This is a genomic window from Cytobacillus spongiae (genome assembly GCF_021390075.1).
The window spans coordinates 295,563-308,382 of sequence record NZ_CP089997.1 but is presented as its reverse complement, the minus strand read 5'-3'; the positions used below and the strand labels follow the sequence as shown (position 1 = coordinate 308,382).

At 42.4% G+C, this 12,820-nt stretch carries 12 protein-coding genes, 2 tRNA genes and 2 rRNA genes; 3 read left to right on the top strand and 13 right to left on the bottom strand.

Annotated elements, in window-relative coordinates:
* Nucleotides 1–49: 49 nt before the first annotated feature.
* Nucleotides 50–334 carry a co-chaperone GroES gene (gene groES, locus LS684_RS01740; protein WP_233809348.1) on the bottom strand — a complete coding sequence of 95 codons (285 nt, stop codon included), beginning with the start codon at nucleotides 332–334 and terminating at the stop codon, nucleotides 50–52.
* 303 nt (nucleotides 335–637) lie between these two features.
* Between groES and LS684_RS01735 the strand changes: the two genes are divergently transcribed.
* Entirely contained in the window at nucleotides 638–1,369 is a 732-nt protein-coding gene (locus tag LS684_RS01735) for a CPBP family intramembrane glutamic endopeptidase (protein ID WP_233809346.1), read from the top strand.
* Nucleotides 1,370–1,576 (top strand): YdiK family protein, encoded by a 207-nt coding sequence (locus tag LS684_RS01730; RefSeq protein ID WP_233809344.1) that lies wholly within the window; start codon nucleotides 1,370–1,372, stop codon nucleotides 1,574–1,576.
* Nucleotides 1,577–1,602: 26 nt separating this feature from the next.
* Here LS684_RS01730 and tatC read toward each other — a convergent pair whose 3' ends face one another.
* The 4 genes from tatC to moaC form a co-directional block, all read right to left on the bottom strand.
* Entirely contained in the window at nucleotides 1,603–2,343 is a 741-nt protein-coding gene (gene tatC, locus LS684_RS01725) for a twin-arginine translocase subunit TatC (protein WP_233809342.1), read from the bottom strand.
* Between the two features lie 17 nt (nucleotides 2,344–2,360).
* On the bottom strand, nucleotides 2,361–2,546 hold the full coding sequence (locus LS684_RS01720; RefSeq protein ID WP_284701575.1) for a twin-arginine translocase TatA/TatE family subunit: 186 nt from the start codon (nucleotides 2,544–2,546) through the stop codon (nucleotides 2,361–2,363).
* 76 nt (nucleotides 2,547–2,622) lie between these two features.
* Complete coding sequence (locus tag LS684_RS01715) at nucleotides 2,623–3,276, bottom strand: redox-sensing transcriptional repressor Rex (RefSeq protein ID WP_233809340.1); 654 nt, start codon at nucleotides 3,274–3,276, stop codon at nucleotides 2,623–2,625.
* Nucleotides 3,277–3,459: 183 nt separating this feature from the next.
* Nucleotides 3,460–3,948 carry a cyclic pyranopterin monophosphate synthase MoaC gene (gene moaC, locus LS684_RS01710; protein ID WP_233809338.1) on the bottom strand — a complete coding sequence of 163 codons (489 nt, stop codon included), beginning with the start codon at nucleotides 3,946–3,948 and terminating at the stop codon, nucleotides 3,460–3,462.
* A gap of 145 nt (nucleotides 3,949–4,093) precedes the next feature.
* Between moaC and LS684_RS01705 the strand changes: the two genes are divergently transcribed.
* A complete protein-coding gene (locus LS684_RS01705; protein ID WP_233809336.1) occupies nucleotides 4,094–6,019 on the top strand; it encodes an ABC-F family ATP-binding cassette domain-containing protein in 1,926 nt (641 codons plus the stop codon).
* Between the two features lie 226 nt (nucleotides 6,020–6,245).
* Here LS684_RS01705 and tsaD read toward each other — a convergent pair whose 3' ends face one another.
* The 8 genes from tsaD to LS684_RS01665 form a co-directional block, all read right to left on the bottom strand.
* Nucleotides 6,246–7,268 carry a tRNA (adenosine(37)-N6)-threonylcarbamoyltransferase complex transferase subunit TsaD gene (gene tsaD / locus LS684_RS01700; RefSeq protein ID WP_233811514.1) on the bottom strand — a complete coding sequence of 341 codons (1,023 nt, stop codon included), beginning with the start codon at nucleotides 7,266–7,268 and terminating at the stop codon, nucleotides 6,246–6,248.
* Nucleotides 7,268–7,717, bottom strand: a complete 450-nt coding sequence (gene rimI, locus LS684_RS01695) for a ribosomal protein S18-alanine N-acetyltransferase (protein ID WP_233809334.1) — start codon at nucleotides 7,715–7,717, stop codon at nucleotides 7,268–7,270. The genes tsaD and rimI overlap by 1 nt, the downstream gene beginning before the upstream one ends.
* 24 nt (nucleotides 7,718–7,741) lie before the next feature.
* Complete coding sequence (gene tsaB / locus LS684_RS01690; RefSeq protein WP_233809332.1) at nucleotides 7,742–8,437, bottom strand: tRNA (adenosine(37)-N6)-threonylcarbamoyltransferase complex dimerization subunit type 1 TsaB; 696 nt, start codon at nucleotides 8,435–8,437, stop codon at nucleotides 7,742–7,744.
* Nucleotides 8,434–8,889, bottom strand: a complete 456-nt coding sequence (gene tsaE / locus LS684_RS01685) for a tRNA (adenosine(37)-N6)-threonylcarbamoyltransferase complex ATPase subunit type 1 TsaE (RefSeq protein WP_233809330.1) — start codon at nucleotides 8,887–8,889, stop codon at nucleotides 8,434–8,436. The genes tsaB and tsaE overlap by 4 nt, the downstream gene beginning before the upstream one ends.
* Nucleotides 8,890–9,262: 373 nt before the next feature.
* Nucleotides 9,263–9,339, bottom strand: a tRNA-Asp gene (locus LS684_RS01680).
* Nucleotides 9,340–9,342: 3 nt separating this feature from the next.
* Nucleotides 9,343–9,416 (bottom strand) — tRNA-Met (locus LS684_RS01675).
* Nucleotides 9,417–9,437: 21 nt separating this feature from the next.
* A 5S ribosomal RNA gene (gene rrf / locus LS684_RS01670) occupies nucleotides 9,438–9,554 on the bottom strand.
* A 138-nt stretch (nucleotides 9,555–9,692) separates the two neighbouring features.
* A 23S ribosomal RNA gene (locus tag LS684_RS01665) occupies nucleotides 9,693–12,625 on the bottom strand.
* Nucleotides 12,626–12,820 lie beyond the last annotated feature (195 nt).

Below are 12,820 nucleotides of genomic sequence, written 5' to 3'. Positions count from 1 at the left end.
CTCCTCGAAATATTTGCTTTGTTATCTATCTGTTTGACCGAGTGTTTTCTTATTCAACTACAGCAAGGATGTCATTTTCACGTAAAATTAAATATTCCTTGCCTTCAAATTTCACTTCTGTTCCAGCGTATTTTGAGAAGATAATGCGATTGCCTTCTGCTACTTCTAGAGCAACACGCTCACCGCTTTCTAGAACACGACCATTACCTACAGCTACAACTTTACCTTCTTGAGGCTTTTCTTTCGCTGTATCCGGTAAAACGATACCGCTTGCAGTTTTTTCTTCCGTTTCAACAAGCTCAATTACTACGCGATCACCTAGTGGCTTTAACAAGTGAAACAACCTCCTCAAATAATATGTAAATTTTTATTCTTATTAGCACTCTCATCTATTGAGTGCTAACACAATTATTATATTAATGAATCTGATATCTTTTTGCAAGCATCATGATTAAATTTTTTTCATAATTTATCAATTTTTGAATAACCTTTTGTACAACCTTTACAAGTATACTCTTGTTTTTTCATTTTATCCCTTTAAGTTTAAAAAGTTGGACCTTGGTATTTGATAGTTCATTGCGATTACTAGTAGAATAAAGAACGAGTGCCTAATTATTTGAATAAAGGAGACACTAATTTGAAGAAAGAGTATTGGATTATCTTAATCATATACTTAGCCATGCATCTTTCCGGAGTTGTTGCACCTCCCATTATTATGTTTTTTGGTGTACTGTTTGGAAGACCTGAAGATACGATGGCAATAGGAGCGGTATCCTTCTGGCTTGTTTTTAGCTTCACTCTCGCGTTCATTCTAATCCTAATTGTGTTAAGGAAAGAAATGAAAACACCTTCCCTTGAACGCGATCGGGCAACCATCGGGCAATCCGTCTCATGGGCTATTGGCGGAGTATTTCTTGCTCTCTTCGCACAAATCGTGGCAGCAAACATCGAACGATTGATTGGGATTGAGGTGGGCTCTGAAAATACCGAGCAAATCATATCAATTATTGAAGCTTTTCCAATCGTGATGCTTGTTAGCTCAATTATCGGCCCCATTCTTGAGGAAATTGTGTTTAGAAAAATTATTTTTGGCAGCTTATATAAAAAATTTAATTTCGTTATCTCTGGAATTATCAGCTCTGTTATCTTTGCGTTTGCACACTTAGAACCTGAGCATGTGCTTCTATATACAGCCATGGGCTTTACCTTTGCCTTTCTGTATGTAAAAACCAAACGGATTCTTGTACCGATCTTTGCTCATGTCGCAATGAACACATTTGTTGTCATTACACAATCGGTATTTAAAGAGGAGATCGAGAAGATGCTCCGGGAAGCAGAGAAAATTCAGAGCTTTATTGGAGGATTTTAGATGAGAAGGTCACCACTGTTCTCTGGCATCGTTTACGTATGTCTTGGATTAATTTTTACCTTATTTGCTGTACAAAATGTAAGGGAAAGCGGCGAATATGGATTTATTACCTATTTATTTATCATGCTTGCCACCTTCGACCTTGGTTCAGGCATACGCATGATCATGTTTCACTTCAAGCTCAAAAAAGTGGAAAACAAAAAATGAGCCTCTCGCTTGGGAGGCTCATTTTTTTAATCATAGGATTCCATCGATTCCTGTGCTTTTTTATAAGAAAAACGGGAAATGATGATGCTTACTTCATATAGGAGCAGTAGCGGGACAGTCACCATTAAATGAGATAATAATTCTGGTGGAGTAATAAATGCTGCAATGACAATTAATACAAAATAGGCATATTTCCGAACTTGGCTTAAAAACATTGGCGTAACTAATCCAAGCCTCGTTAGAAACATAATCACAACCGGCAATTGAAATAAAAATCCAAATGGGAGTGTTAGCTGAAATAAAAACTGAAAATATTCATTGATTCCAATCACTTGGTTAATATTTAATCGGTCGGAAATTCGGGTCATAAAGTCTATGACAAACGGAAAGAGAATAAAGTAAGAAAAAGCAATCCCCCCGATAAATAATAGAACCGAGATGGGAATATAGCTTAATGTAACCTTTCGTTCTTTTTCATAGAGACCTGGACTAATAAATGACCACAATTGATATAAAATAACAGGTGATGTAAGAACAAAGGCAATAATAAAGGCAAATTGCATGTACACTTTAATCGGATCCGTTAAACGGAACGCATTCATCGTAAGCTCTTTTGCCTCATCTGCATTTTGCAGGAAGACTATTAACGGCTCAGCTACGAAAAAGCTCAAAATGACAGCAATAAAGAAGAAAACGACTGAAATCACTAGCCGTTTTCTTAATTCACCTATATGTTCAAACATCGTCATGTCTTTATGAGAATCCATAACGCTTCATCCTAACATTACTTAACTTCTTTATCTTTTTTCACATCATCGTCATCGTCGTCCGCTAGACCCTTCGTCGCATTCTTGAACTCACGAAGTGTATTTCCTGCCGCTTTACCAAGCTCAGGTAGCTTTTTTGGACCGAATACTAATAATGCTACAAATACAATTAGTAAGAGGCTTCCCATACCAACGTTCATCATTTTAGCCTCACCTCCCTTTCTCTATCATAACGTTTTTATACTGATGTTCAACTGTTTTCTATTGGATAGAATAAATTTAAGATTCCACTTGTTCATTCGGATAATGCTTTAAGAAATAGACGAGAGACTGAAGCTCAACTGCCAAATCAATATGATGAATACGAATCGTTGAAGGCACATTTAATCGAGCCGGTGTAAAATTCAAAATCCCCTTAATATTGACCTCTACAATTCGATCGGTAATCGTTTGCGCAACTGGCGCTGGTACGGTTAAGATCGCTACCTGCACATCATGTTCTTTAATCTTTTCTTCAAGGTCATCCATGTGATAGATGGGAACACTTCCGATTTTTTTCCCGACGCGATCTTCGGACACATCAAAAGCAATTTCGATCTTTGTATTATTATTCTTTAAAAAATTATAATTTAAAAATGCCGTTCCTAAGTTTCCGACCCCAATTAACGCAACCTTTGTAAGCTCGTCCTGGTCGAGTGTTTTTCGAAAGAAGGATAATAAATAATTCACATTATACCCATATCCCTTCTTTCCTAAAGCACCAAAATAAGAAAAATCTCTACGTATTGTTGCAGAATCGACCTTTACGGCTTCACTTAACTCAGCAGATGAAACCCGCTGTTTTCCTGAAGAATGTAAGTTTTTTAAAAAACGATAATATAATGGCAGCCGCTTGGCTGTCGCTTGCGGAATTTTGATGGTTTCATTATTCATATCAATCTCCCCCGCTCCCCTACTCTAGTATTTGTTGTTTTCCTTAAGAGACCGTTAATCTTCGTTAACCTTCTGTAGGCTCTCAGATGGTGCAGTCATCCTTCTTCATCAAGAGATTTCTTCGTGTATCTCCACACAAATAGTCATCCTGCTAAGTCCCTTTACCAGAAAGATTCTTTTTTACTATAGCTTTTCTCGTTTAAAGTCACCGTTTTTCCCGCCTGTTTTCTCTACTAAATACGTTTGACCTATTACCATTCCTTTATCAACTGCCTTACACATATCATAGACAGTAAGGGCACAAACGGACGCAGCTGTTAGCGCTTCCATTTCAACACCTGTATTACCCTTTGTTTTGACGGCTGCTTCTATTTCTAGAATATAGTCTTCCTCTTTCACTGTCCATGCAAATGATATGTCTACTCCAGTTAATGGGAGTGGATGGCACATTGGAATTAGCTCGCTCGTTTTTTTACAAGCCATGACTCCAGCTACCTGGGCGACGGCAAGCACATCCCCTTTTTTCATTTGTTGATTAGTAATTCTCTCATAAATTTCTTTATTAACTGTAATGCTAGAATGAGCAATTGCCGTTCTTATTGTTTCTGGCTTATCACTCACATCCACCATCTTTGCTCTTCCTTCTTGATTAAAGTGTGTAAATTCTGTCATCTTTAAAAAACACCTCTCTATCAAAATATACACTATTTTATTCCATCTGTGTATGAACTTTGTACGTTACTTCACAAGTTTACTCTTATTGCTCGAATTATAGAAGATAAGTTACACTATTTCTATAACATTGAGGTGAAAGAACATGATTTTATTACAAGTAAACCAATTAAATAAATATTTTGGTGCTGACCTTATTTTATCGAATATAAAGCTAGAAGTACAATCCAGGGACCGAATAGCGCTCGTTGGGCGAAATGGTGCAGGTAAGTCGACTCTTTTAAAGATCATTGCAGGACAGCTTTCCTATGAATCTGGAGACATGATTAAACCAAAAGGAGTCGAAATTGGCTATCTTGCTCAAAACACAGGACTCGCTTCAGAATTATCGATTTGGGATGAAATGCTTACCGTGTTCAACCATCTTCGTCAAATGGAAAAAGATTTGCGCAGATTAGAAGAAAAGATGGCGAACCCAAATATCTTTGATCAGCCTACTGAGTATGAGCGCATCTTAAAAGAGTATGATTTGCTTCAGGTGGAATTTAAAGAGCGGGGCGGCTATCAATACGAGTCTGATATCCGTTCAGTCCTCCACGGATTACATTTTCATGACTTTGATTATTCGACAACTATATCTACTTTAAGCGGTGGACAAAAAACGAGGCTCGCTCTGGCCAAGCTCTTATTATCAAAGCCAGATATTCTAATTCTTGATGAGCCGACGAACCATCTTGATATTGAAACCTTAACATGGCTGGAGCAGTATTTACAGAGCTATTCAGGTGCCATATTAATTGTATCCCATGATCGCTATTTCCTTGATAAAGTCGTCAACCAGGTGTATGAGATTTCAAGGCACCAAATTACGAAATTCACAGGTAACTATAGTTATTACTTAGACCGTAAAGCAGAGAACTATGAGCGAGATATGAAGCAATACGAGAAGCAGCAAGAGGAAGTGGCCAAGCTCCAAGATTTTATTCAGAAAAATTTAGCCCGTGCCTCTACAACAAAACGCGCACAAAGCAGAAGAAAGCAGCTTGAGAGAATGGAGTTAATGGATCGTCCACTAGGGGATGAGAAGTCAGCGACGTTTCATTTTGATATCGAAAAGCAAAGTGGAAATGAAGTGCTGAACATTCGTGACCTTGCAATTGGCTATGAAGAACAAATAGTGACAAAACAGATAACGATGAGACTCACTAGAGGTGATAGCATTGCCTTAGTGGGACCTAACGGTATTGGAAAATCTACCTTGCTTAAAACGATTATGAACATGCTAAAGCCCTTTGCTGGAATCATTAATCTAGGTTCAAACGTAGCTATTGGCTACTATGATCAGGAGCAAGCAAAGCTTACTTCTAACAAGCGAGTATTAAATGAGCTATGGGATGATTATCCTCTGAAAAGCGAAAAAGAAATACGAACTGTATTAGGCAATTTCTTATTTTCCGGGGATGATGTGTTAAAGACAGTTTCCACCTTAAGCGGTGGGGAAAAAGCAAGGCTTGCTCTAGCGAAATTAATGATGGAAAAAGCAAACTTTCTGATTCTAGATGAACCGACCAACCATCTAGACTTAGATAGCAAGGAAGTGCTTGAGAATGCCCTTGTCGATTATCCAGGTACCATTCTATTTGTGTCCCACGACCGCTACTTTATTAACCGAATTGCTACAAAGGTAATCGAGATGGGGAAAACGGGTGCAACTGAATACCTTGGAGACTATGACTATTATGTTGAAAAAAAGCTGGAGCAAGAAGAGCTGAAAGCATTAGAGATGCCGAAAGATCTTAAGCAAGTTGTCCACGCCAAGCAGGACAAAACGAACTATCAACAGGATAAAGAAGCGAAAAAACTCGAACGGCAACGAAAGCGTCGACTTGAAGAAATAGAAACCTCTATTCAAGCAATTGAAGAGAAAATTGAAGAATATGAACAACAGCTTTGCGACCCTGATGTGTTTAAGGACCATGAAAAGGTACAAGCAATCAATCAGGAAAACGAAAAAGCAAAGGCAGATTTAGAGCGCTTAATGGATGAATGGGCAGAGCTTGCTGAAGAATAAGTATATATGTCAAAAGAAATGGGATCATTTTCGTGATCCTTTTTCTTTTTTCCACAATCTTATTCACAAATGTGTATCAATTATATAGGCTTTCAACAGACTTTTCCACATTATCCACAGGAAACAGTGGTTTTATCCACATTTTTCACAATATTTTGGTTAGTTGGACTGTTATCCACAAAAAAACCCTCGCACGTAGCGAGGATTTTTTTCCCGGTTCTTATTTTCAGTTGTGGATAGTTAAATCTAACCCTGGATTTCCATTTAAAGCAAGGTCTGCACGCTGGCCTTTTTCAAAAAAGACACTCCCAGCCGCTCCAATCATGGCAGCATTATCTGTACATAAGGATAGTGGTGGGATGACTAGCTCGACTTCTTCTAGCTCTTGAACAGCTACTTCAATAGCTGCTCTAAGCCCTTTATTTGCAGCTACCCCCCCTGCTAATAATAGCTGCTTTACACCAAATGCCTTCGCTGCTTTTATTGTTTTTGTAACGAGAACATCAATGACACTTGCTTGAAAGCTTGCTGCAAGATCCTGTGGACGAATTTGTTCGCCTCTTTGCTCTGCATTGTGGACAGTGTTAATAACTGCTGATTTTAGACCGCTAAAGCTAAAATCATAGGAATCTTCTTCAAGCCACGCTCTTGGTAGGCTAAGCGTGTCCTCTCCTTCATAAGCAAGTCTGTCAATATGTGGCCCACCTGGATACGGGAGGTTTAATGTACGTGCTACTTTATCATAAGCTTCTCCTACCGCGTCATCTCTTGTTTCCCCGATCACTTCAAAATGACCATGCTCCTTCATCACAACAAGCTCTGTGTGTCCCCCAGATACAACAAGAGTTAGAAGCGGGAACTTTAAGTCAGCTACTAAACGATTTGCATAAATATGACCAGCAATATGATGAACACCAACTAGAGGGATATTGTGGGCAAAAGCAATTGCCTTTGCTGCATTCACTCCAATAAGAAGCGCACCAACTAAACCTGGCCCCTCAGTTACGGCAATCCCATCTATCTCCTCATAGGAGACTCCAGCTTGCTTTAAAGCCTCCTCAAATACAACGGTCACTTGCTCGACATGGTGACGTGAAGCAATCTCAGGTACTACCCCACCAAAGCGTTTATGACTATCGATCTGGGAAGCCACTACGTTCGACAATATTTCTTTCCCGTTTTTAATGATGGCAACGGCTGTTTCATCACAGCTCGTTTCAACCCCCATAATGATCCGATCTTTTCCTATCATAAATTCACCCACATTACTAAAGCATCTTCTTGATTATCCGTATAATAATTTTTCCGAATCGCTCCATCTTGGAAACCTAGCTTTCGATATAGAGACTGGGCTACATCGTTTGTCACTCTAACCTCGAGCGTCATTGAAGATGCACCCATCTGTTTCGCTACTTCCATCACCTTGCGCATCAATGCTTCCCCTAGCTTTTTTCCTCTGTACTCTGGAAGCAGAGCCACATTTGTAATATGCGCTTCATCTACTACTACCCATACCCCGCAATAGCCTATGACTCTTCCCTCATCCTCTATCACAATGTACACAGCAAACTGATTCTTTGTGAGTTCATTACTAAAAGCTTCATAACTCCATGGCGTAGCAAATGATGCCTTCTCGATTTTGAGGATCTGGCTAATATCCTTTTCTTCCATATAACGAAATGTTAGTGGTTTAATCATTCCAGGTCTTCCTTATTGAGTATTTTATTTCTTGTTCGCTTCTAGCCATTTTGCCTCAGCTTCAGCAAGCCTTATATAGTTGGGGACAAACGAATGTACATCTTCCCCTTCTATGTCTCTTCCGAGAAGAGCAAGCTCTGCTGGTCGAGGATTATGCTCTGTAAAAGAAGCCAGAGTAGCCTTTTCTCCCAATACCGAATCAATTGCCCCTTGATGAATGGGCAAGTCATTTCCGACGAACAATACAGGCTGTGTCTCTTTCTTCAGCTGCTCAACCCATTGATCACACATGATCAGTTGATCATTGATCACAGTTGTCAACTTTCCATTTTGAAATTGATATAAGCCTGTATACACTTGACCTCGTCTAGCATCAAATATTGGAGAAATCATGCCATTAAAATAGCGACCAGTTGACGCCGCAAGTACTTCTAGGCTTGAGACACCAACAAGAGGGATATTTAACGTCCAGGCTAACGTTTTAGCAAGCGTTACACCAATACGAACCCCTGTATAAGATCCAGGACCTTTTGCCACAACAATCTTAGTTAAATCTGAAGGTTTCGTATCACATTCCTTCATCAATCCTTCAACTGCTGGCATGGCCCGTACGGAATGATTCTTCTTTAAATTGGTTACATACTCACCAATTACTTTATCTTGTTCTATAATTGCTACCCCAAGTGAATAATTGGATGTATCAATTGCTAAAATTCTCATTGAAAAATCTCCTTACATAGCTCTTCATATCGCTTACCATGTGGCATCATTTGAATTCTTCTAGAGTCCTCTTCTCCGTGGAATAATTGGATCTCTAGCAACTCCTTTGGTAGCTGCTCCTGAATGAGATGAGCCCATTCCACAACAGTTACACCCTCTCCATCGAAATATTCATCAAAGCCTAAATCCTCGAAGGAATCTTCCACTCGGTATACATCCATATGATATAAAGGCAACCGTCCCCTGTATTCTTTAATAATCGTAAATGTTGGGCTATTCACCGTTTTAGCTATGTCTAATCCTTTGGCTAGCCCCTTCGTAAATGTTGTTTTTCCTGCACCTAAGTCTCCTTCTAATGTGAGAACATCTCCCGCTTGAAGAAGTTGTCCTAATCGTTTTGAGAATTCCATCGTTTCCTCAGGTGTGGACGTTTTCAATTCAAATGGCTTCATTCACAATCACCTTTATATTAAGTATTTGACATACCTCTAGCTCTTTAAAACATGTCGTAGGAATCTATATGTAGTTTACATGAATTTTGCTCAATGGGCAAAGGCTGTAACTGAATGAGCTTAACATTTACTACTATGATAATATTAGAGAATTCTAGCGTGGAAAAGTGTGGTTAATCTGTTCATACTGACGATGGGTAGAATAGTTGAGTGCTTAGCTGTTGTTCTTTGTTTATAATATGAATGAGTTTCTAGCTAATTAGGAGCATACTTTTGCCCATAAAAATAGACCACATCCATTTGCTGTGGTCGTAATAAACAATCCGTATAAATAAAAAAAACGAAACATTATGCTTCGTAGATTACTTGAAAATGGCGGTCCGGACGGGACTCGAACCCGCGACCTCCTGCGTGACAGGCAGGCATTCTAACCAACTGAACTACCGGACCAAATTGCGGGGACAGGATTTGAACCTGCGACCTTCGGGTTATGAGCCCGACGAGCTACCAGACTGCTCCACCCCGCGATAATATTATTAAAAAGCAAAGCCTGGCGACGTCCTACTCTCACAAGGGGACAGCCCCTAACTACCATCGGCGCTGAGAAACTTAACTTCCGTGTTCGGCATGGGAACGGGTGTGACCTTCTCGCCTTTATCACCAGACTATTTTAACTTGAGGTTTGTTCCCTCAAAACTAGATAATGTATAGAAGAAAGAATTACGGTAATGCCATTGAATTGACTAGTCCAGCTACGGCTCCTACCTTCTATCGAAGTTGTACAGTCGCCTTCGCTTTCTTATTTGGTTAAGTCCTCGATCGATTAGTATCAGTCAGCTCCACATGTCACCATGCTTCCACCTCTGACCTATCAACCTGATCATCTTTCAGGGATCTTACTAGCTTGCGCTATGGGAAATCTCATCTTGAGGGGGGCTTCATGCTTAGATGCTTTCAGCACTTATCCCTTCCGCACATAGCTACCCAGCGATGCCTTTGGCAAGACAACTGGTACACCAGCGGTGCGTCCATCCCGGTCCTCTCGTACTAAGGACAGCTCCTCTCAAATTTCCTACGCCCACGACGGATAGGGACCGAACTGTCTCACGACGTTCTGAACCCAGCTCGCGTACCGCTTTAATGGGCGAACAGCCCAACCCTTGGGACCGACTACAGCCCCAGGATGCGATGAGCCGACATCGAGGTGCCAAACCTCCCCGTCGATGTGGACTCTTGGGGGAGATAAGCCTGTTATCCCCGGGGTAGCTTTTATCCGTTGAGCGATGGCCCTTCCATGCGGAACCACCGGATCACTAAGCCCGACTTTCGTCCCTGCTCGACTTGTAGGTCTCGCAGTCAAGCTCCCTTGTGCCTTTACACTCTACGAATGATTTCCAACCATTCTGAGGGAACCTTTGGGCGCCTCCGTTACTCTTTAGGAGGCGACCGCCCCAGTCAAACTGCCCACCTGACACTGTCTCCCGCCCCGATCAGGGGCGTGGGTTAGAATTTCAATACAGCCAGGGTAGTATCCCACCAATGCCTCCACCGAAGCTGGCGCTCCGGCTTCCAAGGCTCCTACCTATCCTGTACAAGCTGTACCAAAATTCAATATCAGGCTACAGTAAAGCTCCACGGGGTCTTTCCGTCCTGTCGCGGGTAACCTGCATCTTCACAGGTACTATAATTTCACCGAGTCTCTCGTTGAGACAGTGCCCAGATCGTTACGCCTTTCGTGCGGGTCGGAACTTACCCGACAAGGAATTTCGCTACCTTAGGACCGTTATAGTTACGGCCGCCGTTTACTGGGGCTTCGATTCAGAGCTTCGCTTACGCTAACCCCTCCTCTTAACCTTCCAGCACCGGGCAGGCGTCAGCCCCTATACTTCGCCTTGCGGCTTTGCAGAGACCTGTGTTTTTGCTAAACAGTCGCCTGGGCCTATTCACTGCGGCTTTTCAGGGCTATTCACCCTAAAAAGCACCCCTTCTCCCGAAGTTACGGGGTCATTTTGCCGAGTTCCTTAACGAGAGTTCTCTCGCTCACCTTAGGATTCTCTCCTCGCCTACCTGTGTCGGTTTGCGGTACGGGCACCTTTTTCCTCGCTAGAGGCTTTTCTTGGCAGTGTGGAATCAGGAACTTCGGTACTTTATTTCCCTCGCCATCACAGCTCCGCCTTATGGTAACGGGATTTGCCTCGTTACCGGCCTAACTGCTTGGACGCGCATATCCAACAGCGCGCTTACCCTATCCTCCTGCGTCCCCCCATTGCTCAAACGGAAAAGAGGTGGTACAGGAATATCAACCTGTTGTCCATCGCCTACGCTTTTCAGCCTCGGCTTAGGTCCCGACTAACCCTGAGCGGACGAGCCTTCCTCAGGAAACCTTAGGCATTCGGTGGATGGGATTCTCACCCATCTTTCGCTACTCATACCGGCATTCTCACTTCTAAGCGCTCCACCAGTCCTTGCGGTCTAGCTTCAACGCCCTTAGAACGCTCTCCTACCACTGACATCGTAGATGTCAATCCACAGCTTCGGTGATACGTTTAGCCCCGGTACATTTTCGGCGCGGAGTCACTCGACCAGTGAGCTATTACGCACTCTTTAAATGGTGGCTGCTTCTAAGCCAACATCCTGGTTGTCTAAGCAACTCCACATCCTTTTCCACTTAACGTATACTTTGGGACCTTAGCTGGTGGTCTGGGCTGTTTCCCTTTCGACTACGGATCTTATCACTCGCAGTCTGACTCCCATGGATAAGTCTTTGGCATTCGGAGTTTATCTGAATTCGGTAACCCGATGGGGGCCCCTAGTCCAAACAGTGCTCTACCTCCAAGACTCTTACTACATGAGGCTAGCCCTAAAGCTATTTCGGAGAGAACCAGCTATCTCCAAGTTCGATTGGAATTTCTCCGCTACCCACACCTCATCCCCGCACTTTTCAACGTGCGTGGGTTCGGGCCTCCATCCAGTGTTACCTGGACTTCACCCTGGACATGGGTAGATCACCTGGTTTCGGGTCTACGACCACATACTCATTCGCCCTATTCAGACTCGCTTTCGCTACGGCTCCGTCTATCCAACTTAACCTTGCATGTAATCGTAACTCGCCGGTTCATTCTACAAAAGGCACGCTATCACCCATTAACGGGCTCTAACTACTTGTAGGCACACGGTTTCAGGATCTTTTTCACTCCCCTTCCGGGGTGCTTTTCACCTTTCCCTCACGGTACTGGTTCACTATCGGTCACTAGGGAGTATTTAGCCTTGGGAGATGGTCCTCCCAGCTTCCGACGGGATTTCACGTGTCCCGCCGTACTCAGGATCCACTCAAGAGGGAACGAAGTTTCAACTACAGGGTTGTTACCTTCTCTGACCAGCCTTTCCAGGCTTGTTCGTTTACTCCGTTCCTTTGTAACTCCGTATAGAGTGTCCTACAACCCCAAGAGGCAAGCCTCTTGGTTTGGGCTAATCCCGTTTCGCTCGCCGCTACTCAGGGAATCGCATTTGCTTTCTCTTCCTCCGGGTACTTAGATGTTTCAGTTCCCCGGGTCTGCCTTCCATATCCTATGTATTCAGATAAGGATTCCATCCCATTACGGATAGAGGGTTTCCCCATTCGGAAATCTCCGGATCAAAGCTTACTTACAGCTCCCCGAAGCATATCGGTGTTAGTACCGTCCTTCATCGGCTCCTAGTGCCAAGGCATTCACCGTGCGCCCTTTCTAACTTAACCTATAAGCTTTCAATACACATCGCATCTCTTCGTCAGCTTCCTTCGCTCCGCTCCTCATGTACGTAAGTACATTCCGGTGCTCACTCAGTTGCTTCCTCGACCTGCTCGTGTCTTGAAACCTTCTAATTTCTTGTTTAGAGAAAATCTTAAGATTGGCGATTACTCGGTAATTCTTTTTTCTTCTATATTTCATTA